The 25,578-nt window shown below is 71.7% G+C and carries 17 protein-coding genes and 1 pseudogene; 10 read left to right on the top strand and 8 right to left on the bottom strand.

Annotation, left to right across the window (positions count from 1 at the left end; all coding sequences use genetic code 11):
- Positions 1 to 150 precede the first annotated feature (150 nt).
- Positions 151 to 2,421 (top strand): tetratricopeptide repeat protein, encoded by a 2,271-nt coding sequence (locus ACIOHG_RS24480; RefSeq protein WP_400953716.1) that lies wholly within the window; start codon positions 151 to 153, stop codon positions 2,419 to 2,421.
- A gap of 12 nt (positions 2,422 to 2,433) precedes the next feature.
- On the opposite strand, the gene ACIOHG_RS24475 is transcribed toward ACIOHG_RS24480, so the two are convergent.
- Complete coding sequence (locus tag ACIOHG_RS24475; protein WP_400953715.1) at positions 2,434 to 3,414, bottom strand: serine/threonine-protein kinase; 981 nt, start codon at positions 3,412 to 3,414, stop codon at positions 2,434 to 2,436.
- Positions 3,415 to 3,438: 24 nt separating this feature from the next.
- On the opposite strand from ACIOHG_RS24475, the gene ACIOHG_RS24470 reads away from it, so the two are divergent.
- The 4 genes from ACIOHG_RS24470 (at position 3,439) to ACIOHG_RS24455 (ending at position 12,339) form a co-directional block, all read left to right on the top strand.
- Entirely contained in the window at positions 3,439 to 5,013 is a 1,575-nt protein-coding gene (locus ACIOHG_RS24470; protein WP_400953714.1) for a PD-(D/E)XK nuclease family protein, read from the top strand.
- Positions 5,010 to 6,116, top strand: a complete 1,107-nt coding sequence (locus ACIOHG_RS24465; protein ID WP_400953713.1) for a hypothetical protein — start codon at positions 5,010 to 5,012, stop codon at positions 6,114 to 6,116. The genes ACIOHG_RS24470 and ACIOHG_RS24465 overlap by 4 nt, the downstream gene beginning before the upstream one ends.
- Positions 6,076 to 9,594: a hypothetical protein gene (locus ACIOHG_RS24460; RefSeq protein WP_400953712.1), complete on the top strand. Its 3,519-nt coding sequence runs from the start codon at positions 6,076 to 6,078 to the stop codon at positions 9,592 to 9,594. Before ACIOHG_RS24465 ends, ACIOHG_RS24460 begins: the two co-directional genes overlap by 41 nt.
- Positions 9,595 to 9,657: 63 nt before the next feature.
- The gene (locus ACIOHG_RS24455; protein ID WP_400953711.1) at positions 9,658 to 12,339 is read left to right on the top strand and encodes a pPIWI_RE module domain-containing protein; all 2,682 of its coding nucleotides are present in this window, start codon (positions 9,658 to 9,660) and stop codon (positions 12,337 to 12,339) included.
- A 153-nt stretch (positions 12,340 to 12,492) separates the two neighbouring features.
- On the opposite strand, the gene ACIOHG_RS24450 is transcribed toward ACIOHG_RS24455, so the two are convergent.
- Together ACIOHG_RS24450 and ACIOHG_RS24445 are read right to left on the bottom strand one after the other, a co-directional pair.
- Positions 12,493 to 13,395 (bottom strand): 5'-3' exonuclease H3TH domain-containing protein, encoded by a 903-nt coding sequence (locus ACIOHG_RS24450; RefSeq protein ID WP_400953724.1) that lies wholly within the window; start codon positions 13,393 to 13,395, stop codon positions 12,493 to 12,495.
- Between the two features lie 127 nt (positions 13,396 to 13,522).
- Positions 13,523 to 14,614, bottom strand: a complete 1,092-nt coding sequence (locus ACIOHG_RS24445) for a cation diffusion facilitator family transporter (RefSeq protein ID WP_400953710.1) — start codon at positions 14,612 to 14,614, stop codon at positions 13,523 to 13,525.
- Positions 14,615 to 14,842: 228 nt separating this feature from the next.
- Here ACIOHG_RS24445 and ACIOHG_RS24440 point away from each other — a divergent pair, with 228 nt between their 5' ends.
- Positions 14,843 to 16,132: a chromate transporter gene (locus ACIOHG_RS24440; protein WP_400953709.1), complete on the top strand. Its 1,290-nt coding sequence runs from the start codon at positions 14,843 to 14,845 to the stop codon at positions 16,130 to 16,132.
- A gap of 136 nt (positions 16,133 to 16,268) precedes the next feature.
- Here the strand turns inward: ACIOHG_RS24440 and ACIOHG_RS24435 are convergent, their stop codons facing one another.
- A complete protein-coding gene (locus tag ACIOHG_RS24435) occupies positions 16,269 to 17,033 on the bottom strand; it encodes a gamma-glutamyl-gamma-aminobutyrate hydrolase family protein (RefSeq protein ID WP_400953708.1) in 765 nt (254 codons plus the stop codon).
- Between the two features lie 218 nt (positions 17,034 to 17,251).
- Between ACIOHG_RS24435 and ACIOHG_RS24430 the strand changes: the two genes are divergently transcribed.
- A complete protein-coding gene (locus tag ACIOHG_RS24430) occupies positions 17,252 to 18,472 on the top strand; it encodes a DUF2510 domain-containing protein (protein ID WP_400953707.1) in 1,221 nt (406 codons plus the stop codon).
- A 66-nt stretch (positions 18,473 to 18,538) separates the two neighbouring features.
- On the opposite strand, the gene ACIOHG_RS24425 is transcribed toward ACIOHG_RS24430, so the two are convergent.
- Together ACIOHG_RS24425 and ACIOHG_RS24420 are read right to left on the bottom strand one after the other, a co-directional pair.
- Positions 18,539 to 19,708, bottom strand: a complete 1,170-nt coding sequence (locus ACIOHG_RS24425; protein ID WP_400953723.1) for an RNA polymerase sigma factor — start codon at positions 19,706 to 19,708, stop codon at positions 18,539 to 18,541.
- 5 nt (positions 19,709 to 19,713) lie between these two features.
- On the bottom strand, positions 19,714 to 20,121 hold the full coding sequence (locus tag ACIOHG_RS24420; protein ID WP_400953706.1) for a YciI family protein: 408 nt from the start codon (positions 20,119 to 20,121) through the stop codon (positions 19,714 to 19,716).
- 235 nt (positions 20,122 to 20,356) lie between these two features.
- Here ACIOHG_RS24420 and ACIOHG_RS24415 point away from each other — a divergent pair, with 235 nt between their 5' ends.
- On the top strand, positions 20,357 to 21,133 hold the full coding sequence (locus ACIOHG_RS24415; protein WP_400953705.1) for a hypothetical protein: 777 nt from the start codon (positions 20,357 to 20,359) through the stop codon (positions 21,131 to 21,133).
- A gap of 7 nt (positions 21,134 to 21,140) precedes the next feature.
- Here ACIOHG_RS24415 and ACIOHG_RS24410 read toward each other — a convergent pair whose 3' ends face one another.
- Positions 21,141 to 22,361 (bottom strand): alanine racemase, encoded by a 1,221-nt coding sequence (locus tag ACIOHG_RS24410; RefSeq protein WP_400953704.1) that lies wholly within the window; start codon positions 22,359 to 22,361, stop codon positions 21,141 to 21,143.
- Between the two features lie 159 nt (positions 22,362 to 22,520).
- Between ACIOHG_RS24410 and ACIOHG_RS24405 the strand changes: the two genes are divergently transcribed.
- Positions 22,521 to 23,255: an SseB family protein gene (locus tag ACIOHG_RS24405; RefSeq protein ID WP_400953703.1), complete on the top strand. Its 735-nt coding sequence runs from the start codon at positions 22,521 to 22,523 to the stop codon at positions 23,253 to 23,255.
- Here the strand turns inward: ACIOHG_RS24405 and ACIOHG_RS24400 are convergent.
- Positions 23,245 to 24,279: a helix-turn-helix domain-containing protein gene (locus ACIOHG_RS24400; RefSeq protein WP_400953722.1), complete on the bottom strand. Its 1,035-nt coding sequence runs from the start codon at positions 24,277 to 24,279 to the stop codon at positions 23,245 to 23,247. The two genes, ACIOHG_RS24405 and ACIOHG_RS24400, sit on opposite strands and share 11 nt — an antisense overlap.
- A gap of 278 nt (positions 24,280 to 24,557) precedes the next feature.
- Here ACIOHG_RS24400 and ACIOHG_RS24395 point away from each other — a divergent pair.
- Positions 24,558 to 25,573 (top strand): annotated as a pseudogene (locus tag ACIOHG_RS24395) (zinc-dependent alcohol dehydrogenase family protein).
- Positions 25,574 to 25,578 lie beyond the last annotated feature (5 nt).

Raw genomic sequence — 25,578 nt, 5'->3', positions numbered from 1 at the left:
CCTCGTCCGGCACGCCGAGGACTACCGGCGCGACTACAACACCGTCCGACCCCACGAGGCCCTGGCCTGGAACCGGCCCAACGACGTCCACACCGGCGCCGCGGACCCGCTCGTCCCCAACTTTCCCGAACCCGAAAACCTGCCAACTGCTTGACGCGGGACAATGACATTAAGCTGCTGTCCAGTGAGGCAGAGCGCTGGTACCGGAGCCTGCCCGCTGAGCGATGGCCGTTCCGCTACTACTTACTCGCCTACGGCCGGGAACTGCCACGGGCCGAACTGGAGGAGACTGTCAAACGGTGGATGAAGCAGTTCGGGAGGCCGAACGCCGCTCTGCAACAGGTCATCGACTGGGCCCGAGGGGACGCGTCCAGCCCGTCGACCACGACGTTGGTCCCAGTGCCGAACCAATTGCCGGCACTCGGGCGGCGGGTCCTCGGTAGGAGCGACCTGATTGGTTCGATGGCGGAATCGGTGCGGCAGCGCCAGGCGATGGGTCACGGGACAGTGATCGTGATCAGTGGCATGGCCGGCATCGGGAAGACCACCGTGGCCCTGGAACTCGCGCAGCAACTGCGGGACCGGTTTCCCGACGGCGCGCTGTACGCCGAGCTCCGCGGCTTCGCCGGTGAGGACAGGCCGCCCGTAGACCCGGAGCACGTGCTCGACCGGTTCCTGCCGGAGCTGCCGCCGTATTCAGTGGTGACCGGTCTGGACGACAAGACCACCGCATTCCGATCGGCTCTCGCTCAGCGGTCGGTTCTGATCCTGCTCGATGACGCCCGTGACGCCCGGCAGGTATTGCCGCTGCTCCCGGGCGCCGGCACCAGCGCGGTGATCATCACCAGCCGTAGCAGTCTCCGTGATCTTCGAGCCAAACACGACGTCCACTTCTGTTCCGTGGGACGGCTGGACGACGAGGCGGCCGTGTCGCTGCTCCAGGAGCGGGTCGCCCCGCAGGACCGGATGACCCACGCCCAGCCGTTCGCCGATCTGGCGAAGTCCTGCGCCGGTCACCCTCTGGCGCTCACCGTGATCGCCGGACGATTGGAGGCGCGTCCGCTCGCGACGATCGGCGCCCTGGCCAGGGAGCTCAAGGAGGAACAGCGGAGGCTGGAGGTCCTGTGCGATCCGCAGGGCGAGCTCTCCGTCGAGATGGCGTTGAACCTCTCGGTCGGAGCCCTCTCCGCAGAGGCCCGGCGCCTGCTCTGGCAACTCGCGATCCATCCCGGCCCCAGTATCGGTTGGGGCGCTGTGATGGATCTCGGTCTGGCCGGCGAGCAGATCCGCGCCGACCGGGCGGTGGAGGAACTGGTCGCGGCAAACCTTGCCGAACTGCGCGGCGACCGCTACCGGCTGCACGATCTGGTCCGGAACTTTGCCCACTACCGGATTCAGCCGGTGGCCCACGGCCTGCGCCAGGAGTTCGAGGAGGCGACGGTGCGGCAGGTTCTGGAGCATCAGCTCCAGAACGTCCGGGCCTGCGACCGGTTGCTCGACCGGGAGCGGATGCTCCCGGTGGGAGAGCCGGACGACATCACGGTGGCTGAGCCCGATGACCTGGACCAGGCCATGGCATTGCTGGACGCCGAGTACGACACGGTCCGCAGTTGCATCGGCCTTGCGATCGCGCGCGGTGCGAAGCGCTACGTCTGGCTGTTGCCGATGGCGCTGATGACCTATCAGTGGCGTCGGCACCACCTTACGGCCGCGCTGGAAGGGCTCGATGCCGCGCGGGAGGCGGTCGAGCGAGAGCACACAGCGACTCTCGTCGACCGTGCGATGGTGTACCGGATGCTGGCGGGAACCAACTGGCGGCGCGCCGAGTACCTCTTTGCCAGAGGGCAACTGAACCGGGCCGTGCTCCTGAGCTCGCAGGACGACAGCGCGGTCGGCCGACTGAGCCTCGCTCGCTCCCTGCACGCCCTCGCGCTCACCCTGCGCAAGCAGCAGCACTGGGCGGAGGCCGAGGAGCACCACTACACGGCCCTGAATCTGTACCGGGACCTGGCGGATCCGGTCGGAGAGGCTGCCGCACTCAACGGCATCGGTACGATCCACCTCGATCGCGGCGAGCTGGACGAAGCTCTCGCCGTCTGCCGCAGCGCCCGGCTGGTCGTCGAGGCGACCTCGGACCAGGTCGGCCTGGCCGACGTCCTCTACACCCTCGCCAAGGTTCACCTCGCCCGGCGGGAGCGCAAGGCGGCGCTCCCGCTGTTCCAGCAGGCTTGTGAGATATACCGGAAGCAGGAGCACTGGCCGAACGAGGAGAAGATCTTATCGTTCTACGCCGACGCCCTGGTGGCCGCAGGGCGTCGGGAGGAGGCGGTGGCGGCACTGGAGCGAGTGGTCATGCTGCGGGAGTTCATGGGGGGTGCCGGTGTACCCGAAGCCCGGCGGCGTATCGAGCCGCTGCGATGACGGGGCGACGGGTCACCACCGGTGCGGAACGCTCCGGTAGTACTCCGTGGGGTCCGGCCGTAGCGGTTTGCCGGGTGCGGGGGAGCCTACTACGGGTATCTGGTCGCGAAGCCCCTGGTAGACCTCGCGCACGGTGGTCGGTCGATTTTCCGGCTTCAGCTCGACCATGGCGAGGGCAAGTTCGGCGAAGACTGCGGGGAGGACAGCGAGTCGGTCGGGAGGGAGCACGGACGGATTCTTCGCGGTGATACCGCTGCGAGTCCCCCCGTACGGGAGCTGCATGACCGTCATCTCCAGCAGGATGCAGCCCAGGGCGAAGATGTCGGCCTGTGCGGTCACCCCGCTGTCGCTCGCGCCGAGTTGCTCAGGAGCCGTGTATCCCATGGTTCCGCAGCCCATTTCCGTGGGAACAGCGGCGTCGATGGCCATGCCCAGGTCGAGGAGCCGGAGCCGGCCGGACCACTCCACCATCACGTTGTCGAGTTTGACGTCCCGGTGCACGAAGCCGAGACGGTGGACGTCGTCCAGGATCTCGCAGAGCTGGCCGACGACCGATGCCACCGTGTGCGGGTCTCGGACCGGGCGGAACAAGGAGACCACGTCCGACAGGGGTGGCCCGTCGACGTACTCCATGACGAGGCACCTCCGCCCGCGGAAATCACCCAGCGCGATCAGTTTCGGGATGCCGGGCACCTCCGACAGGTAAGAGGTATGAGTGCCTTCGGTGGTGAGCTCTTCGCCCAGGGAAGCGAAATGCCGAGTTGATTCGAACTGTCGTTCTTTTTGGGCTTTGATGGCCACCTGTTCGCCGGTCAGCTTGCTCCGGCCCGTGTAGAGATCACCTTGGCCGGTGTCGAAACTGATCTGCTCCAGCACGTCGTAGTGCGACTCGATGTCGCCGATCTCCTCGGAACGCTCCGTCATGGCAACTCCCCCGGCCGGGCACAGGTGCCGACCGTGCGTGATTTCTCCGACCGAGTCGGCGACGAGCACCAACTCTCTCATCAGGAGGAATGAATGATCGATTCATGGCTGCCGCCCGACGGAGTCCGTCGGATCTCTGATGTCATCACAGTATCCGTCGGCATGTTCAAGGGAGGCGATTTCCGCTGCCCGGCTGCCGACGCCCTCAAGGCACGTGGATACCGGCCGATCCGGAGCGTGGAACAACCACCCGAACTGTTGGAGCACTTCACTTTCGGTCCTTTTATGGCTGCCTGCGACGCGCGTGCTTGCGATGGCGAATGGCCGTTCGAGACGGACGCCGGGACGCGCCGACCACTGCACGACGGTCTGCGGCAGTGGTCGGCGCACGGGCTGGCGAGCTATCGGGACGCCTTCCCCGCGGACTCTGCCGAACCCCTTCTGCACGAGGCCGAGGAACCGTGGATCTACCGCCACCGGCCGGGCGACGACGATCCGTGGCAGGCCCGGGAGTACCGACTGACGGTGTGGGGACGGCGGTTGCGGTCCGCCGACGGCAAGGTGCGCGAACTCCGGCTTCCGGTGAACAAGTTGCGGAAGGAGAACCCGCCCGAGAGCTTCGTGGCCGCAGCGGCCCTGGTGCTCGCGGAAGGAGGGACCGGTCCTCTGCCGGAGCGGGTGCGGATCGTGGAGTTCGCCCTACTGGGCGGTCCACCGCGTACGCTCTTCGACGGGACCTCGGAGGAAGCCCGCACCTTGTACCGGACCAAAGGCCGGGCGGCACTCGCTTCCGTGCTGGACGGCCAGGAGTACCGGCCGGGTTCGTCCTGTGCCGAGTGCCCGTTCCTCGCTGTCTGTCCGGCCCTGCGTCGCGCGCCGGAGCTGCTGGGGGTCGAATCTGCCGGACGGCCCCGGCGCAGTTGGTCGGTCACCAACGGGCGCAACTACCGGATCTGCCCGGCGCGGGACCACATGCGTAGGCTCCACCTGCCGACCGCGGATGCCGTCGAGCACGGTCCGACTGCCGAGCGCGGCCGGGCACTGCACGCGTACTTGGCCCGGTGCCACGGTGCCGGGGCCGCGCGTCCGTGCACGGTGGACATCCCCGAAGCATGGGTGCCGCCCGGATACGACCTTCCGGCGGACGAACGCGCGCTCGGTGCGCGGTTGCTGCGCCACCATGCCGCGGTCTGTCCATTGCGACTCACCCGGGACGGTGCCGACGTACGGACCGAACCCCGCGTGGTCCGCCACGACACCAAAGCCGACGTGATCGTCATCGCCGCGCCCGACCTGCTCTACCGGGACGCCGGCTCCTGGGTGTGGCGAGAGACCAAGACCTCGTCCTATCGGAGCGGTTCGAATCGCCCGTTGCTGGAACGGTACCCGCAGTTGGCCCTTGCCACCCTCCTGCTGGCCCGCGGCGACCTCGGCGGATCATCCGACCGCGCGAGGATCGAGTTGGAGGTGCTGCGACCGGGCGGCGCGGATCTGGAGGTCATCGACCCCTTCGCCGCGGCCACCAGGGCCACGGCGGAGCGGATCGTGCAGGACCTGGTGGACGGGTGGCTGCAGGACGACCGCTACCCGGCGCGTCCCGGCCGGGCGTGCGGGAGTTGCGAGATGGCGCACTGGTGTTCCAAGTCAGCCATCGGACAGACCGCATGACGGAGCGTACGGAACACGCCATGTACCGCCAACTTGCTTCCGTGGTGGCCTCGTCGAGCGAGTTAGGTAGCCTCCGCTCATTCGCATTGCCTTATCCGTCGCTCGCCCAGCGGTCGCTGGACCAGATGGTGTTGCGCTGTCTCGACCTGGGTGAGAAGCCGCCCTTCAGCGTTCCGGAGTTGCTGGAGTGGTGCCGTCGGCGTCCATTGGGGGACCAGATCTTCGGGGTGCCCGTCGGCCTGCTCGATGGCGATGCGACGCTGGTCCACCCAGTGGGGCTCATGCCCACCCGTACCTGCTTGGAACTCACCTCCCACGAGCAGTCGGGAGGCGTGGAGCAGGAGGCCCTGGCCCTGCTGGCCGATCTGGCGGGGCGTTGCAAGAACGACGACCAGTACCGCAGAAGCCGCCAGTTCCTGGTCCAGCGTGCCGTGGTCCACCGGAGGGACCGGTTCGACCGTGGATGGAGCAAAGCGGTCTGGACCCGGGTCCGGGACCTTTACCAGCCGTTGCCCGAATCCCTGGTGGTCGCGGGCACGTTCTTGCGCTGCGGCACTTGCCGACTGCCGGCCCTGCTCGGTGGGCGTCGTGCCCCGGAATACGGAGCGCCGGTCGCGGGCCCGCGGACCTGGTGCGAGGGCGAGGTCTGCCCGGAGGGAGAACGGATGGAACTGGTCCGCGATCCGGACCAGTCGTTGCTGCTACGGCGTTCGCTGCGGGTCTTCCTCGCACTGTCGTCCGCTGTCGAGCGAGTGGGGCTGAAGAACCTGGAGGCCGTCGGAATCCATTATGAGGCGGTGCCCGGAGAGCTCGGTTCGTACCGGGTACGCACCCCGGGAACGAGGGTGCACTCGGTCCACTTCTACGACCGGGTCCAACCGGTGCTCCTGGCCTGCCGGTTCGTCGAACTGGCAGACCGCCTGCAAGGGCCGGCCGCAGTGGTCGTCCCCGAACGGTCCGCAAGGTCCGTCGACTTCCGTACGGCGTTCACAGCGTCGCTCCCCGAAGAGCTGAGGGAGCATGTGCTGCTCAGTGACCCGCAGGACCTGGCCCGACGGATCAATGGCCACCGTACTGACGACCGGGGGGATACCCATGCGTAGCCTGACTTCACCTCTGCATGAACTGGCCCGTGAATTCCGGCAGTTCCCCGGAACGCGCATGCGTGCACCGGCCGTGGAGTACTTCTGCCAGGTTGAACTCGGCCTGTACCTGCAGCAGCGCCTGATGCCGGCGGCCCCGGCAGCCCACGCCTGGGTGCTTTTCAGCGGGTACGGCTTCGCGAAAGCCTATCTGGCCGATCTGCCCCAGGACGCCGAACGGGTCCTCCGGGTGGCCCGATATTCGCTGTGGATACTGGGCCGCAAGCGGACCTGGCAGGAAGCCCTGGAGCATTATCAGCGCACTGACCCCGCGCTTCGCGGTTACGAGGTGACGGACCCCCAGAGCCCGGCGACTCGCTGCGAGGTCGAGATCGGGCAGCAGCGCTGGCAGGTCTATGACGGCCTCCTGCAGAAGGCCCCGCCCTTGGCGGGCTCCCAGCAGAAGGTCGCGGAGCCCGGCCGTTTCGGTTTTCCGGTCAGTCGGGCGATGGCGGTGGTCGAACTGCCCGAGGTACCCAGGACGCCGTTGGTCGCCCACGACCTGGACCTCGGGCCGGCCGGCGGTGGTGAGCGGTTGACCTTCCGGATGGCGGACCTCAGGCGTACTGCTGCGGAGATGGACGCCATCCACGCGCGGGCCAAGTCCGGTAAGTCTCCCGAATGGGAGCGGCGGCTCCGGAGTTTCGAGCTGTCCACCGCAGAAGTCGGCACATTCCAGGCGGCCGACGAGTTCACAGTGGACGGCCTCCAGCACCTGCTCGGCATTGTCGGAGCAGGCAAGAGCACCCTGCGTGACGTGATCGCGGTCCATCTCGCCCACCTCGGTAAGCGAACCACTGTTGCGGTGCCCGATGTCGCCGAAGTCCTCAAGCTCGTCGAGTTGTACAACCTGTACACCGACGGCGCGGCAGCCCCTGTGCTCGGCGCCAACGGACGCGAACGCCATGCCCAAGGACTGCACCGCAGATGGGCGGGCCGGGGCGAGCAGCGACTGCTGGCCCACGACGACCCGGCCTTCGCCTATCTGGGGACGTCGTGCCTGTTGAACACCAGAGTCGGTGCAGCCTCAGGAGAGCCCCTGGCCTTCGGTGAGGCACCGTGCTCCCGATTGAGGCCCCCGACCTCGTCCAAGCGCGGGCCCAAGCGTGCGCTGGGATCGGAATGGCAGAAGCAGTCGCTCGCCTGCCCCTACTGGTCGCTCTGCCCCAGGCACCACGCGTCCCGATTGCTGGTCGACGCACTCATCTGGGTGGCGACGCTGCCAAGCCTGGTCGACTCCTCTCCGCCGCGTCCGCAGAACGGGGAGCGCATACGCTACCTCGAACTCGCCTGTCGCCGAAGCGATTTGGTGATCGTCGACGAGGCCGACCGGGTGCAGATGCACCTGGACCAGATTTTCGCCCCGGCCGTCCTGCTCGCGGCGGACGAACAGCGCGGGTTCATCGACTGGCTCAACAGTCACAAGATCCGCGAGCTCGCGGCCAGTGGCAGGACCCAGCTCTCCGACCGGGATGTGGCGGTCTTCTGCGGTGCCCTGAACACCGTCGTGGCGGCCACGGACAAGCTCCACGCCATGCTCGTCGCCCAGTACCGGCTGCGCCAGTGGATACGGTTCGGCTTCTTCAGTGCCTGGACCCTGCAACTCGGCCTGCTCGACCAGCGCTACCCGCTCGACGAGGGCGACACCGAGCAGCTCGGCCGAGGTCCACGAGAGGCACTGGGAAACCTCTTCGACGCGTTCCGTGACAACCCTTTCGGCGACCGCACCCGACACACCGAGGAGGACTTCACTGATCTCACGGCCCTGCTCAACGAGCTGCTGCACACCGGAAACCCGGAGAAGACCAGGGAATCGCTCATGGAGGTGATGGAAGCCCGCTTCCAGCTCGACGAGCGATTCCAGGACGAGCAGCGGAAGCAGTACGAGGAGCGCGTGACGAAGTGGCAGGAGGAGGTGGCGGAGTACAAGCGCAGGAACCGCGACCGCAAGCGGGGCGGCGAAGAGCCACCGCCGCCCCAGACTCCCGAGCAGTGGTTCGAGGAACTGGCCGACCGCTTCGAGTTCACGCTGCTCCTGAGCGCCCTCGAACGGCGGCTCGCGGTCATCAACACCATGTGGCCCCGGGTCGAGGCGGCCCTCAGCCTGAGCTTCAACGACATGTACCGCAGGCCGTTCGATTACGGGCCGATGGTCCCGGAAGCGCCGATGGGCAACGTGCTCGGTTTCCAGTTCCGGGTCCCCGGTGAGGACGGCGAGGGCGTGCGCAGCGGTGACCTGGTTTTCTTCCGCTGCAGCGGCGTCGGACGGGAACTGCTGCGGGCGATGCCACTGTTGCCTTCGGTCGACGGTCGGTCGGGTTCCCACGTGCTCCTGATGTCCGGAAGCAGCTGGGCGGGCCGCTCCAGCCGGTACCACGTTGCGGTACCGGTCGGTGTGATCATCGAGCCGGATCCGATGGTGATGGAACGGATCGCCGACGAGAGCGAGATGCGCATCGAGTTCTTCGAGGACGGCGACCAGAAGATGCGGATCTCCGGGACCGATCCCGAGGAGCGGCCGGCCAAACTGCGGCGTCTGGTCGACTGGCTCGGTGCCGGGGTCGACGAGGTGGAGAACGGCGGTCCGCTGGAGAAGGAACTCCTGTCGCTGCCGCCCGGACGCGATCAGATCCTGCTCCTGGTCGGCAGCTATGAGGAAGCCCGGGTGGTCGCCGACGCGTTGCACAACCTCAACCCCCGGTGGCGGAACCGGGCGCTGTGCCTGGTGTCGGACGACCAGGAGATCGACGAGGACGACGAGGCCCCGTTCGCGCACCGCGCGCGAGTCCTGCGGCGAAGCGACGTGGAACACCTCAAGGATCTGAATGCGGACGTTCTGGTCGCACCGCTGCTGGCCGTCGAGCGCGGTCACAACATCCTCAACGACGATGCCGTGGCGGCGATCGGGACCGTCTACTTCCTCGCCAGGCCCAACCCGCACCCCGATGACCTGTCCCTCGCGGTCCACGCAGTCAACGATTGGATCGTGCGGGCGCAGCAGGACGGGGACTTCGCACGGTGGGTGGCCGCGGGCGCGACGATCGAGGCGGGCGCCGAGGAGGTGCGGCGCCGAGCGCGGTCGCACTGGTACCGACTGCTGAGGCGTTCCACGGCCTGGAGCCGGCTGGGTGATGACCGGGAACAGATCACCTGGGACATCCTGGTGCTGATGTGGCAGGTGATCGGCCGCTTGGTGCGTGGTGGGGTACCGGCCCGGGTGGTCTTCGTCGATGCGGCCTTCGCACCCGGCCGTGCGGCCAGCCCCCCGACCCCGGACAGCCCGCAGACCAGCCTGCTGTACAGCATCCTCGACGTGCTCGACCCCTACTTCGAGAGCGGCGCACGACCCGAGGACGAGCAGTTCATCGCACGCGCCCTCTACGCCCCGCTACGAAGCATGTTGGGCCGCTGCCTGACACGGCCCTTGCCCACGGCGTGACCGGTGGGTCGCGCTCCCGATCAGTACGAGGAAAGGAAAACGATGTATCGAACGATCCGTACCGTGGCGTACGAACCTGATCCCGCGCACGGTGCGTGGCAGGAAACCCTGCAGGTACTCCGGCTTGGTGACGACCTCCACGCCGAACTCGTCCGCCGTCAACAGCTGGCCCGTGGCGCGGAGAACCCGGTTCGGCTCCCCGTGTACCGCCTCAACTCCCTGCTCCGGGCAACCGCTCCCGGAGTGCTCGCCACCGGGCGTAACGCCGGAGCTGATGGTCAACTGCCTTGGCTGTACGCATCGGAGGCAGTGCCGCAGGAGGTTCTGGCGCCGGTACTCGGGACTTGGGCGGCAGAGCTGGCCGGCCTCGACGAGGGTGACGACGAGGAACTGGAGGACGAGTTGCTGGCTGCCCCCGGAGCCGCCGCAGTGTCGCTTCCGAGTTGGGAGACCGAGTGCGTCGACTTCACTGAGACAGTGGTCTCGGCGGGAGGCACCGCAGAGCCATTGCGGCGGCTCTACAACTTGCTCCCGGAGGCCATCGCTTTCCGGCTCGCCGACAGTCCGTACCGGACTCGTGGCGCAGTGCTGCACTTCCGCGTCGTGAGTTCCGCAAAGGGCGTCGAACTGGTTTCCTGGCCGCCGCAGCAGTACGAGCGCCGGGGGCGGACCTGGTACTACTCGGCGTGTCTGACCATCACGGTGCAGACTGTGCCCTTCACCCCGCGGTTCCGTGTCCACATTGCCATCGGTGTGCGCAGGTGGGCCACTCACCTGGAGGTGACCCCCCGTGAGCTCAGCGGGGCCACGGTCCTGCTCGATGCCCCGCTGCCCTGGTCCGAGGAGCAGGAGCGTGGCCACCGGATTGCCGAGAACGTCCTGGGGTTCGACCGGCGGGCCAAGCAACTCGTCTGGCGCCGCCGCAGTCCCGCGCTACTACTGCCCGAGCTGGACATCATCCGGAAGTACCCGGAACCGGACGAGTTGTTCGAGGCACCCGAGAAGTGGCTCCTCGGACAGCGCGGGCTGGCAGCCGGAATCCTCTACCACCCTGCGCTCGGGCCGCACGAGGTCGGCTCCGGACTGATGCCGCGGGAGCGGTCCCAGCTGGATGCCTGGGTGGAGGAACGACTGCGGCCGATGCTGCGAAGAGTGGGCGACCTCGGTCGAGTCACCAGGCACAACACCCCCTCTCTGCTACCGCGTTCGGTCAAGGCAACCGAACCGGACACCCGGGAGGCACAGAAGGCCATGTTGCGCCGGACGGCGCTTGCCCGTGCATTGGACGGCCGCTCACTGGATGTCGAGATCGTCTGGCAGACGCCGCAGACCCGGGATGCCCTGCTCGACGCACTGCCTGCCGTCCTCGGCCTGCCGCCCGGCAGCGGGGTCGCCACGGACGACAGCCGACAGTGGCAGGCCGACGGCATCCGGCTCAGGGTCCGTACCCGGCCTGCCGGGGAACTGGCCCAGCCCTTGCCGATCTCCAGGGACCGGAAGCGACGCCGGGCTGTCCGACTGGCGGAGGCGATCACAGGCCGTTGTGCCTTGCTCGCCGATTCGGTCGGTCCGTTGTCGGCGCATGTCGGCGTCGTGATCGCCGAGATCGCAGGGAAGGGCCGGTTCGCCGTCGCAGCGGACTCGGACCCCAAACACGCGCTGAGGCTCGCCTGGGCCCGCCAAGGGCGTCTGGCCCAGTTCATCACTCAGGCGGACGACGACACGGCGGCCCTGGAGCACCGGGCGAAGTGGACCTGGCTGGACGCTTTCCGCCAACTCGGAGCGATCAGCCCGCCCGCACACCGCGTCGGTACTGGTATCCCGGGGGATCTCCAGTACGCCGCGCTCTGGCTGGTCCGCTACACCAGGAAAGGACCGACACGGTGCCCGGTCCGCCGGATCGTAGCCGTGCGGATGAGGCCCGACAACGATGCCGGAGCCATCGAGGGCTGGGACGCCGAGCGGGCCGAGTGGGTGCCGTACCCGCAACTGCTGCTGGCACTCGCTGATGCCTCGACCGAGGCGAACAACAGCGGATACGGCGACCAAGGCATCGAGCAGCAGTGGCAGGCCGAGGCGGAGCGCCAGATCCGCGCCATCCTCTTCCAACTGCGCGAGCGGCCGACGTTGCTGCTGGCCAGTGCCGCCAACTTCCGTCAGTGCTGGCCGCGGTTGCGCAACGGCGCGCTGATCCGTGATGAGCTGGGTTTCGGAACGGGACCGGACCAGCGGGTCGCGGTCTACGGGCCCGACCTGCGAATTGTGCTCGTCCGGGACGCTAACGGGCGGGGCGAGGTCGCCGACTGGTACGCATGCGACTCGTCGGGGAAAGTCGGCTTCGCGGAAGGCGTCTGGGCATCCGATGTTCCGGACAACCGGGTCTTCGCCAGCATCACCAGTAGGCCGCATACGGCGGCGGGCGTGTCGAAGGAGCTGATGAAGCTCGTGCCGACCACCGAATGCCGAACCGCACCCGGAAGGACCGCCTGGAACCCGGCACTCCTGGAGATGACAGTGCTCGGTTGCCTCTCGGAGCAGGCCCTCGCTGATTCCGGGCGGTCCGGTGCCACAGCGGACCGCCCGGCGGAGTGGGCCACCCTGGCCCATCAACTCCGCTACCACGACGACTACCCGCCACTTGCTCGCCCGCTCCCGCTCCATCTCGCGCGCCTGGCCGGCGAGTACGTTCTGCCACTCGCCACGGACGAGGACGAGACGGCACAGACCAGGCCGCCTCGGCTGTGAACATCCGTCACACGCATTCATCCGGCCCGGGATCATGCCGTTCCGGGGAGGGTTGTCCCCAGACTGAGATCGACCACAGGAGCGTCATGGCCTTGCCGTTGCGGGTGCCTGGAGCATCCCCGGGCCGTTGCTGTCGTCAAGACGACCAGTACCTCAGCGGGTGGTGAGCACCTCCAGTACGCGGGTGAGGGAGGTGCCGAGGTTCCAGCGGGTGGCGAGGGACTCCAGGGCCATCGGGTCGCGGGCCTCGCGGGGGAGGGCGGGGTCGAAGGCGGGGAGGGGGACGTCCTTGGCGACCTGGACGACGGTGGGGGCGACGTCCAGGTACGGGGCGGCCTCGAGGAGGTTGCGGCGGCGGGCCGGGGTGAGCTTGGAGGCCGGGTCGGCGGCGGCGGCGCGGACGCCCGCGAGGTCGCCGTACTCCTGGATCAGCTGGGTGGCGGTCTTCTCACCGATGCCCTTGACGCCCGGCAGGCCGTCGCTGGCGTCGCCGCGCAGGGCCGCGAGGTCCGCGTAGGAGGAACCGCGGACGCCGTACTTCTCCAGCAGGGCCGCGTCGTTCACGGTCTGCGCCGCGCCGATGCCCTTGGCCGGGTACAGCACCGTCACCGCGCGGGCGTCGTCGACCAGTTGGAAGAGGTCCCGGTCGCCGGTGACGATCTGGACCGGGCCGGTGGCGCGGGTGGCGAGGGTGCCGATCACGTCGTCGGCCTCGTAGTCGGGGACGCCGACCCGGGCGATACCCAGGGCGTCCAGCACCTGCTCGATCACCGGGATCTGCGGGGCGAGGGTGTCCGGCACCTCCTCCTCGCCGGCCACCGCTGCCTCCGCGACCCGGTGGGTCTTGTAGGTGGGGATCAGGTCGACCCGCCACTGCGGCCGCCAGTCGGCGTCCGTACAGGCGACCAGTTCGTCCGGACCGTGGTCCTGGACCAGGCGGGAGATGAAGTCCAGCAGGCCGCGCACCGCGTTCACCGGCTCGCCCTGCGGCGAGCGCAGCGAATCCGGGACGCCGAAGTAGGCGCGGTAGTAGAGGCTGGCGGTGTCCAGCAGCATCAGGCGAGGCGCGGCGGGCGCGGTCGGTGCGGTCACCCCCCGATCATGCCGCATCCCGCCGACAGTCCGGTGCTGATGCACCGTCACCGGGCGGGACGCGAAGGGGGAAGGGGAGGGGCTGGCGGGCTCAGTGCTCGTGCGGGCCCGCGCGGTGCACCGGGCCGTGCGCGTCCGCGCAGTGCTCGCGCGCCTCGTCCCCGGCCGAGACCGCAGCGGCGGCAGCGGCGGCGGCCGCGCTGCTCGGGGCGATCTGCAGCAGCCCGTCCGCGTCGCTCTCGCCGACGTGGTCGACCTGCAGGGTGGCGTGGGTGATCCGGTACTCCTCGCGCAGCCGCCGCTGCAGCTCGCGCTGCACCGCGTGGCAGTCCCCGCCCGGCGTCACCAGGATGTGCGCCGACAGCGCGGGCTGGTTCGAGGTGATCTCCCAGATGTGCAGGTCGTGGATCTCCTCCACCTGCTCCACTGCCACCAGCCGGTCCGCCACCCGGTCCGGGTCGATCCCGGCCGGCGCGGCCTCCAGGAAGATCCGCGCAGAGTCCCGCACCAGCCCGACCCCGGCCCGCAGCATCAGCGCCACCACCACCAGCGAGGCGATCGCGTCCGCCCGGACGAAACCGGTGAACAGCACCACCGCGCCCGCGACCGCCGTGGCGATGAACGCGTACAGGTCGGTCAGGACGTGTTGGAAAGCGCCTTCCACGTTCAGCGAGGACCGGTTCGCCTTCGACATGCACCAGGCCGCCGCGACGTTCACCACCACGCCCACCAGCGCCGTCACCAGCACCAGCTTGCCCTCGACGGCCGGCGGCGAGATCAGCCTGGTCACCGCCTCGTAGCCCAGCCAGGCCGACAGCACCAGCAGCGTCACGCCGTTCGCCTGCGCCGACAGGATCTCCGCCCGCTTCAGCCCGTACGTGTAGCCGCCCCGGGCCGGCCGGGCCGCCAGCCGCATCGCCACCAGGGCCAGCGCGATCGAGGCGGCGTCGGTCAGCATGTGCGCCGCGTCCGAGATCAGGGCCAGCGACCGGGCGGCGAAACCGACCACCACCTCGCCCGCCATGAAGACCACCAGCAGGACCAGCGCGCTCCACAGCCACTTGCGGTCCGCGTCCGCGGACACCGCGTGGCTGTGCCCGGCGTGGCCGGTGCCCCCGTGGCCGGCGCCCTCGTGGTCGTGGCCCCCGTGCTCGTGCTCGTGGTCGTGCGCGTGCCCGGCCATCGGTGTCCCTCCGCTTCTGGTGTCCGCACCGGAAGTGAACCCCAATTCGGAGGAAGATCCAAAGGCTGCACTGGTGACCGTTGTCGTTCCCCTGTGGGCCATCCGGGTCCGGTAGGGTGCGCCCCGCATTCGCGCAGGTCGCGCAGGATTTCGAGGGCCAGAGGGCCAGAGGGCCAGAGGGCCAGAGGGCCAGAGGGCCAGAGGCTCAGAGGGACAGAGGGGGAGCGGATGGCGGAGCAGGTGGCGGAGCGGGTGCCGCTGACGGTGATCGCCAAGGAGTGGGGCCGGATCGGCGTGCTGGGCTTCGGCGGGCCGCCCGCGCACATCCTGCTGCTGCGCCGGCTCTGCGTGGAGCGGCGCGGCTGGATCGCCGCGAGCGAGTTCGAGGACGGCATCGCCGCCACCAACCTGCTGCCCGGCCCGGCCTCGACCCAGCTGGCGATCTTCACCGCCTGGCGGCTGCGCGGCACGGCCGGCGCCCTGGTCGGCGGTGCGGCGTTCATCCTCCCGGGCCTGCTGCTGATCCTGCTGCTGTCCACGCTGTTCCTGGCCGCCGACCCGCCGCGCTGGGTGCTCGGCGCCGCCGCCGGGGCGGGCGCGGCGGTCGCCGCCGTCGCGCTCCAGGCCGCGAGCACCCTGGTCCCGGCCAGCCTGCAGCGCACCGGCCCGGGCCGGGCCCGGCTGCGCTGGTACGCCTACCTGCTGTGCGGCGCGGCCGCCGCGATCCTCACCGGCCCCTGGCTGGTGCTGGTGCTGATCGCCGCCGGGACCGCCGAGATCGCCTTCCGCCGCCGGACCCGCGGAACCAGCCCAACGGGCGACAGCGCGCTGGGCCGTCCGGACGAGGGACCGGAGGATGAGGGCCACGACGGGGGAGCGGAGGATGAGGGCCACGACGGGGGGCCGGAGGGCGGCAGTGACTCGGGCCAGGGCCGTCCGCGGTTCGGGCTGCCGTCGCTGCTCGCCGCCTCGACCGCCACGGGCGGACTCGGCGCGCTGGCCTGGGTGGCGTTCAAGGTCGGCGCGCTGTCGTACGGCGGCGGCTTCGTGATCATCCCGCTGATGCAGCAGGACGCGGTGCACCGCTACCACTGGATGACGGACGGTCAGTTCCTGAACGCCGTCGCGCTCGGCCAGATCACCCCCGGGCCGGTGGTGCAGACCGTCGCCGTGGTGGGCTACGCGGCGGCGGGCGTCCTCGGCGGCCTGCTCGCCGCGGCCGTCGCCTTCGCCCCGTCCTTCCTGTTCGTGCTGTTCGGCGCGGCGCACTTCGACCGGCTGCGCGCCGACCCGGCCGTCCAGGACTTCCTGACCGGCGCGGGCCCGGCCGTGATCGGCGCGATCGCCGGCTCGGCCCTCCCGCTGGCGCTCGCCCTGCACCGCCCGTGGCAGTACGCGGTGCTGGCCCTGGCCGCCGGCTGGCTGCTCGGACTGCGCCGCGGCGTGGTGCCCTGCCTGCTCGGCGCGGCCGGCCTCGGCGTCCTCCTCACCACGGCGGCCGGCCTGCCGCTCCCGTAGCGCCCCGTCCGGCCCGGTCGGCGGCGCGCGTCGATCGGATCCGGGGCCCGGGACGCCCTCGGACCGTCAGGAGGGCCGCGGCGCTCGGGCCGCCGGGAGGGTGACGCCTCTCGGGCCGCCGGGAGGGCCGCGGTTCTCAGGCTGTCGGGAGAGCGGCGGGCGGGGCGGTCGGGGTGGTGCCGAGCGGGGCGAGGCGGGTGGCGTTGACCAGGGCGCGGGCGATCCGCAGGTCCTCGCCCTGCTCGGGGTGCCACTGGACGCCGAGGGTGAACCCGGCGCCCTCGACCGCCTCGACGGTGCCGTCGGCCGCGTGCGCGCAGGCCGTCAGGCCCTCGCCGAGGCGGGCCACCGCCTGGTGGTGGAAGGTCGGGACGACCACCTCGGGCTCCGGCAGCAGGTCGGCGAGCAGGGTGCCGGCCACCGGGCGGACGGCGTGCCGCCCGTACTCGCCGACCTCCCCGATGTGGCTCACCGCGTCGGGGTTCGTGCCGAGTACGTCCGGCAGGTGCTGGACCAGCGAGCCGCCGCAGACCACGTTCAGCAGCTGCATGCCGCGGCAGATGCCCAGCAGCGGGGTGCCGGCGGCGAGTGCGGCGCGGATCAGCGCGGCCTCCCACAGGTCGCGCTCGGGGGCGTTGGCCACCGTCTTCTCGTGGGCGGACTCGCCGTACAGCGCGGGGGTGACGTCCTCGCCGCCGGAGATCACCAGGCCGTCCAGCCGGGCGACGGCGGCGGCCGCGTGCTCCGGGGCGTCCGGCGGCAGCATGACGGCGATCGCCCCGGCGGCCCGGATCAGCGCCGGGTAGCGCTCGGACAGCAGTACGGAGCGCATGCTGTCCCACCTCCCCCAGGCGGCGTCGGTGAGACAGGTGCTGATGCCGATCACGGGGCGAGAGGTCATGGCGGGCATTCTGCCGTGCCGTCCCACCCGGTGCCGCGCGACCCACCACTCCCGCACGCCCCGTCCGGCGCGCGGAGCGGATTTCACGCCCCCGGGGGACGGGAAACGGCCCCGGCCGGGCACGGCCGTGCGATTCTCACCGGAATCTCATCGCTCGGAACCGATTTCCGGCCCCGCGCTGATTTCCCGCTTATCCGCAGCCCCCTAGGGTCGGATGCGTGAGCGAGCAGCAGATTCCCGCCGGGTGGTACCCGGACCCCGTCGACACCGACCGCGACCCCCGCCCCGAACGCTGGTGGGACGGCAAGGGCTGGACGGCCAGCACCCGCCCGGCCCCGTCGCCGACGCCACCGGCCCCGGACGCGGCCCCGGACGCGGTCCCGGCCCCGGACGCGACCCCGCCGACCGACGCGCCCCCCGTCGTGGACGCTGCGGACACCGCGGCGGCCGCGGCCGCCGGGCAGCCGACCGTCATCGAGGGCACCGTGCTGGAGGCCTCCGGCCAGGCCGTCCACTACCCGCCGCTGCCCCCGTACACCGACCAGGCCCAGGGCCGGGCGCCCCGCCCCCGGCCGTCCAAGCCGGTGCTGATCGCTGCCTCGGTGGCCGCGCTGATCGGCCTCGCGGTCGGCTCCGGCGTCACCTACCTGGCGATGGACGGCCGCCACGACCGCTCCGCCAGCGCCACCCCCGCCCCCGGCGAGCGCCACCGCGGCGGCGGCAACGGGAACGGCGGCAACGGGAACGGCGGCCAGGGCGACGGCATCCCCGGCTTCGGCAACGGCGGCGGGACGGGCGGCGGCAACGGCCAGGGCAAGAACGGCGGCTCCGGCAACGGCTTCGGCAACGGCGGCTCGGGCAGCAGCGGCGGCTCCGGCGGCAACGGCAACAGTGGCGGTTCCGGCAAGGGCCTCGGCGCCAAGCAGGCCGTCGACCTGGTCAACGGCATCGCGCTGCCGATCCTGAACGGCTGGGACGGCGGCACCACCACCGAGGGCTACGCCACCGTCCTGACCGGCAAGTACACCTGCCCGGACGGCACGGACAAGTGCTCGCTGGCCGGCGCGAACACCAGCCGGGTCGACGGCACCGACCCCAAGGCCGCCGCGCAGAGCGACATCGAGGCGGCCGCCAAGGACGCCTACCAGGGGATCACCGGGCACAAGGAGGTCAAGAGCGAGGCCGTCACGGTGGCCGGCCGCTCCGGCTACCTGGTGCGCTGGCAGGTCGACGTGTCGAAGGGCAACGGCGGCTACGTGGAGACGGTGGTGTTCCCGGCCGCGAAGGGCAAGTCGCTGATCGCCGTGCACATGGGCTTCGACATCGCCGACAAGGCCCCCGGCACCGACCAGATGGACGCCCTGGTCCAGGGCATCGCCGACTTCACCGGCGGCGCGGCCGGGGCTCCGGGCGGCGCCACCGGCGGCACCACCACCTGAGGCCCCGGCTGAACAGCCCCCGGACCCCGCTGGCTCGCTGCCGGACCCCGCGGGCTCGCTCCCGGCTCAACGCCCTTCGTGCAGAAGGGTGTTGAGCCGAGCCGCCTGTCGGACCAGGTGGTCCCGCTCGGCCGCCGCGCCGGCCTGCCGGGCCGCCTTCGCGTACAGCCCGGCCGCCACCGACAGCTCGCCCGCCCGCTCGTGCAGGTACGCGGACGCGGCCGTGTACCGGGGGAGCGCGGGGTCCAGCTCGGCGAGCGCGGCCAGTCCGGCCCGGGCGCCGTCCGCCTCGCCGACCGCCACCGCCCGGTTCAGCCGCACCACCGGACTGTCCGTCAGCGCCGCCAACTCGTCGTACCACTCGACGATCTGCACCCAGTCGGTCTCCGCCGCCACGGGCGCGTCCGCGTGCAGCGCCGCGATCGCCGCCTGCGCCTGGAACTCGCCCAGCCGGTCCCGGGCCAGCGCCGCCTGCAGCACCGCCACGCCCTCGGCGATCGCCGCGGTGTCCCAGCGCGAGCGGTCCTGCTCGGCCAGCGGCACCAGGCCGCCGTCCGGGCCGATCCGGCCGGCCCGCCGGGCGTGGTGCAGCAGCATCAGCGCCAGCAGGCCCGACACCTCCGGATGGTCGATCCGGGCGGCCAGCTGCCGGGTCAGCCGGATCGCCTCCGCCGCCAGGTCGACGTCCCCCGAGTAGCCCTCGTTGAACACCAGGTACAGCACCCGCAGCACCGTCGACACGTCGCCCGCCCGGTCCAGCCGCACCCCGGCCACCGTCCGCTTGGCCCGGCTGATCCGCTGCGCCATCGTCGCCTCCGGCACCAGGTACGCCCGGGCGATCTGACGGGTGGTCAGGCCGCCGACCGCGCGCAGCGTCAGCGCCACCGCCGAGGCCGGCGACAACGACGGGTGCGCGCACAGGAAGTAGAGCTGCAGCGAGTCGTCCTCGCCCGGCACCGGGCCCGGCGCGGGCTGCTCCTCCACCAGGTCCTCCCGGCGGCGGCGCGCGGCCTCGGCCCGCGCCGCGTCCAGGAAGCGCCGCCAGGCGACGGTGACCAGCCAGCCCTTCGGGTCGCGCGGGGCGTCCTGCGGCCAGGACCGGAACGCCTCCAGCAGCGCCTCCTGGACGGCGTCCTCGGCCGCCGCGAAGTCGGCTCCGCGGCGGACCAGGACGGCCAGCACCTCCGGGGTGAGCACGCGCAGCAGCGCCTCGTCCACCGCCCCGCCCGTCCCCATCCTGGTCACTCCGTGACGGTCGGCGGCTCGGACATCACCGGGCGCAGCTCCAGCCACTCGCGGATCGGCACGCCGCCCGCGCCCGGCGCCGCCGACAGCTCGCCGGCCAGCTCCAGGGCCCGCTCGTAGCTGTCCACGTCGATGATCATCCAGCCGGCGATCAGGTCCTTGGTCTCCGCGAACGGCCCGTCGGTCACCGGCGGCCGCCCCTCGCCGTCGTACCGCACCCACGTCCCGGTCGGCGCCAGGGCCTGGGCGTCCACGAACTCGCCGGTCCCCTCCAGCTTCGCCGCGAAGTCCCGCATGTACTGGATGTGCGCGCCGACCTCCTCCGGCGTCCACCGGTCCATCGGCACGAAGCCCTCCGGCTCCGGCGACCCCTTGTAGTGCTTCAGCAGCAGGTACTTCGCCATCGTTCTCACTCCCAGCTGTTCCGGCGGTCCCATTGTGGCCGCTCGCACCCCTGGGACGGAGCCGCCCACGGGTTCTCGACACGACCCGCGACATTTCCCCGAAGATTTTTTCCCGCACCCCGGTGGCGGCCCGGGACGGCCGGGCCCGAAACTCGGCCACGCCCGAAACCCGGATGCGCCGCCGCCCTTCCGTTCGGCAGCATGCGGTGAGCCGAAGGAAGAGAGGGAACGTCCGATGTCCACGTTCGACGTGCTCGTCGTACTGCCGCCGATGCCGCCCGAGCAGTACCGCAAGGCGGCGACCGCCGCGATGATGCCGTTCTTCAGCGAGCGCGAAGTGCCCGAGTACCGGGATTACGAGCCGGCGGACCCGAACACCGTGGACTGGGTGCGGGCCAACCAGGAGCGCGGCCTCCTGCCGAACCGGGAGGGCCTCGGCTGGCGCGAGGTCGCCGATCTGATGAACGCCCGCACCGGATGGTCCCCCGAGGACGACGGCCACCTCCACGTCGACGACGCCGGACGCGGGTACTACCTCAGCACTCGCAACCCCCGGGGCGAATGGGACGGTCTCGGTCTGCGCCACGGGGGGCCGCGCCTGATGCACCGCCCGTCCGCCGCCGGAGATCCGCTCCTGGCCGCGTACGACTACCGGGAGGTGGACCCGGAGCGGGACCTGCTCGCCGGCCTGGCCAACCGCTGCGACGGCGGCCCGCGCGGGCTGCTGGACTTCGAGGCGCTGCGTACCGCGCACGAGCGGCTGGCCGGGGAACGGCACGACGTGTGGGCGGCCGGCGGTGAAGCGCCGCTGGACTGGCCGTTCCGGTTCACCGAGGACCGGGCCGGGAACGTCGCACGCGCCCGCGCCGACGCGGTGCCCGGGTACGCACTGCTGCGGCTCGACGGCACCTGGACCGACAAGCGCGACGACGACTACCTGCGGGACGCCAACGCGTACCTGGACGCCCTCGACCCGGAACTCGTGCTGCTGGACCTGTCCTGCCACTGCTGACGGCGCGTCAGAGGAAGGTGTGGCCCTCGCCGCGGTAGGTCGGGACGGCGGCGCTCACGGCGTCGCCCTCGATCAGGTGCAACTCCGGGAAGCGTTCGCAGAGTTCACCGGCCTTGGCGTGCCGGAACCAGACCCGGTCGCCGATCAGCAGGTCGTCCGCCGCCGAGCCCAGCAGCGGCGTCTGCACCTCGCCCGCGCCCTCCTGCGGGTCGTAGCGCAGCCCCGCCGGCAGGTACGGGACGGGGGAGCGGTCCGCGCCCGCCGGGCCGGACGCCGGGTAGCCGCCGCCCAGCACCGTCACCACGCCCACGCCCGGCCGCCGGACCACCGGCTGCGCGAACAGGGCCGCCGGACGCCCTTGGAACGCACGGTAGTTGTCGAACAGCCGGGGCACGAACAGGCCCGAACCGGCCGCCACCTCGGTCACCGCGCGCTCCGCGACCGTCGACTCCACGCTGCCGGTGCCGCCGCCGTTCACGAACTCCAGGTCCGCGACCTGCCGCACCCGCCGGACCACCTCGGCCCGGCGCACCGCCAGCTCCGTGCGGGCCTTCCCCTGCATCAGCCGCACCGCCGCCGAACGCAGCGGATGCCCCGGCACCGCGTCCCCGACCCCCGCCACGTGGCCCTCGTACGCCATCAGCCCGACCACCTCGAACCCCCGGCGGGCGTTTACCAGTTCGGCGAACCGGCCGAGCTGCTCGGGCGTGCGCAGCGGCGAGCGCCGCGCCCCCACCCGGACCCGGCCGCCCAGCAGGTGCAGCGCGGTGTCCAGCTCCAGGCAGACCCGCACCGTCGCCGAGCCCTCCCGGGCCGCGTCGATCAGGTCCAGCTGTGCGACGTCGTCCACCACCACGCTGATCTGCCGGGCCAGTTCGGGGTCCGCCGTCAGCCGCCCGAACGCGGCCCGGTCCGCCGACGGGTACGCCAGCAGCACGTCCGTGAACCCCGAGCGCACCAGCCAGATCGACTCCGCCAGCGTGAAGCTCATGACCCCCGCGAAGCCCTCCCGGGCCAGCACCCGCTCCAGCAGCGCCCGGCACCGCACCGACTTCGACGCCACCCGGATTGGCTTCCCCGCCGCCCGCCGCACCAGATCCGCCGCGTTGGCGTCGAACGCCGCCAGGTCCACGATCGCCACCGGCGCGTCCAGGTGCGCCGTCGCCCGGTCGTAACGGGCCCGGTCCGAGACAGTGCCGCTGGTCGCGGCGGTTTCAGCGAGTGCCATGGCCGCAGACTGCCACATCCCCCTACCGGGCGGTAGATCCCGAGGTCCCCGAATCCGCGGCGCCGCTGGGTGCGCGCGGCGCGGCGAGCCGGGCGGGGCGGGGTGCGGGCGTGGCGTGGATGTGCGGGGTGACGTCCCGAGGTGGCATAGGCTCGCGGGGTGGAGCGCAAGAACATCCCCGATCCCGGGTTCGCGGCGGACGACGGCACGGCCGATCCCGTTCTGGCCGCGGCCCTCGCCGCCTGGCAGCAGGACCCGTCCGCCGAGCCGGAGTTGCTGGCCGCGTTGACGCCGAGCCGGTTGATGGTGCCGATCGTGGCGCTGCTCGGTGAGGTCGAGGTGGACGCGCACGGGCACCAGCACGAGAAGACCAGCGACATGGCGGTGCCGGTGCTGGAGGCGGCCGACGGGCGGCGCGCGCTGCCCGCGTTCACCTCGATGGAGAGCATGACCCGCTGGCGGGCGGACGCCCGTCCCGCGCCGGTGGTGGCGCCGCAGGCCGCGATGGTGGCGTACGCGGAGCGCGCCGACGTCCTGCTGATCGACCCGGCGGGCCCGGTCAGCTACCAGCTGTCCGGCGCCCGGCTGCGGGCCGTCGCCGAGAACCGGCCCTACCTGCGGCCGCACCTCGACCCGGAGGTGCACCGGGCGCTGCGCGAACTCCTGGGCGCCGTACCGGAGATCACCGCCGCGCACCTCGTCCCGGCTCCGGACGCGGACGCCACCCTGGCGCTCGTCCTGGCCGACCCGGCCACCGACCCCCGGACGCTGGCCGCCCGGCTCGGGCCCGCCCTCGCGGCCGACGACGCGCTCCGGCTCCGCCTCGACCAGGGAATCCAACTCGCCTTCCTGGCAAAGCCGTTGGAGCAGCAGCCGTTCTACGTCAGGGGCTGACGGCCGACAGCCCGGTGGTCGCCGGTGCGGCCAGCAGCCGTAGTGACCGCTCGCTGGCGGAGCCGGGCTCGGCGGTGTACACGGTGAAGAACAGGTCCGGTTCGGCGGCCAGCTGCAGGCCCTGGTAGGAGAGGGTCAGGTCGCCCACCCGCGGGTGGTGGAAGTGCTTGGTGCCGCTGCCGTGGTGCCGGACGTCGTGCGCGCCCCAGCGGACCCGGAACTCGTCGCTGCGGGTGGAGAGTTCACCGATCAGGTCGTGCAGGCCGCGGTCGTGCGGATCGCGCCCGGCCTCGGTGCGCAGGATCGCCACCGTGATGTCGGCGGCCACGCTCCAGTCGGGGTAGAAGGCGCGCGAGGCCGGATCGAGGAACTGGTAGCGCGCCAGGTTCGGCGGCTGCCCGCCCCCGGGCCGCGCCGCGCCCCCGCCCCCGCCCCCGCCGCCCCCGGGCCGCACCCCGCCCCCGTCCCCGGCACTGGGCCGGGCCCCGCCCCCGGCGCCGCCGTCGGGCTGCTCCCCGGCCACTGCCCCGCCCGGAACGCCCGGCTCCCGGAACAGGTCGCAGTAGAAGGACCGGGCCAGCGCGTTCGTCGCCACCAGGTCGGCCCGCCCGTTGCGGACGAAGGCCGGCCCGCCGGTGATCGCGTCCAGCGTCCACTGCAGGCCCGGCGGCGGCGTCCACCCCCGGCCGGGCCGGCGGCGCGGCCGGGTCAGCGCGTCGGAGCCGTCCGCGGCCTGCGCCAGGTGCAGCAGGTGCGCCCGCTCCGCGTCGTCCAACTGCAGCGCCCGGGCCACCGACTCCAGCACGGCGGGGGAGACCCCGGCCAGGTGCCCGCGCTCCAGCTTGGCGTAGTACTCCACACTCACGTCGGCGAGCGCCGCGACCTCGCTGCGCCGCAGCCCCGGCACCCGCCGCCGCGGCCCGGCGGGCAGCCCGGCCTCGGCCCTCTCTTCCGGGTCTTGCCGGGCGCGCGCCGCCGGATCATCCCGCCTGGAAGCACCGGCGAAACACCCAAGTACACCCAGTACGAGGGCGTTCCGCCGGCACTCCCAGCCGGGCGCCCGACGACGCGCGCTGATCCGACAAGACCCGAAAGAGAGGCCCGGTCGGGGGTGATCCTGGCGCGCCGCGAGGTGAGGAACTCGCGGACCTCCTGACTGTTGTCCACCCTCCCGACCGTACGCGCCCCGCCCGCCCGGAGGGATGTACCAGCGGTACACCCTTCGAGGGTGTCTCGCTCCCCGCCCCGCGCGGGCGTTTGCTGGAACGGACGACACCACCTCCCTTCCCCAGGAGCAGCACCATGCGCGGAGCAGTCATCCACGGCCCGGGCGACGTCCGGTTCGAGACCCTGGACGACCCGAAGATCCTGCACCCCACCGACGCGATCGTCCGGACCGCCGCCACCTGCGTCTGCGGCTCCGACCTGTGGCCCTGGCGCGGCCAGGACGCCACCGAGCACGCCCACCCGATCGGCCACGAGTACGTCGGCTTCGTCGAGGAGGTCGGCTCCGAGGTGACCGGCCTGCGCCCCGGCCAGTTCGTGGTCGGGTCCTTCGCCACCTCCGACAACACCTGCGCGCACTGCCGCCACGGGTACACCTCGCACTGCGAGCGGCGCGAGTTCATGAGCAGCTGCCAGGCCGAGTACATTCGCGTCCCGCAGGCCGCCGGCACCCTGGTCGCCACCGACGCCGTCCCCGACGCCCGGCATTGGCCCGGCCTGCTCACCGCCTCCGACGTGCTCGGCACCGGCTGGTGGGCGGCCGAGGCCGCGCAGGTCCGGCCCGGGTCGACGGCCGTGGTGGTCGGCGACGGCGCCGTCGGCCTGTGTGCGGTGATCGCCGCGAAGCACTTCGGCGCCGAACGGATCGTCGTGATGTCCCGGCACGAGCCCCGGCAGCGGCTCGCCCGCGAGTTCGGCGCCACCGACGTCGTCGCCGAGCGCGGCGCGGAGGGCGTGGCCCGGATCATGGACCTGACCGGCGGCCTCGGCGCGGACAGCGTCCTGGAGTGCGTCGGCACCGACGCGGCGATGGCCCAGGCCCTGCGCGGCGCCCGCCCCGGCGGCAGCGTCGGCTTCGTCGGCGTCCCGCACGGCGTCGCCGTCGACGGCCAGGAACTGTTCTTCTCCCACGTCGGCCTGGCGGCGGCCCCGCCCCGGTGCGCCGCTACCTGCCCGAGCTGATCGACCTGGTACTGACCGACCGGATCGACCCCGGCCGGGTCTTCGACCTGGCCCTGCCGCTCGCCGAGGTCGCCGAGGGCTACCGGGCGATGGACGAACGGCGCGCGATCAAGGCCCTGCTCACTCCCTGACACAC

The sequence above is a fragment of the Kitasatospora sp. NPDC088134 genome, from assembly GCF_044741705.1.
GTDB lineage: Bacteria > Actinomycetota > Actinomycetes > Streptomycetales > Streptomycetaceae > Kitasatospora.
This window is presented reverse-complemented; position numbering and strand designations above follow the sequence as displayed.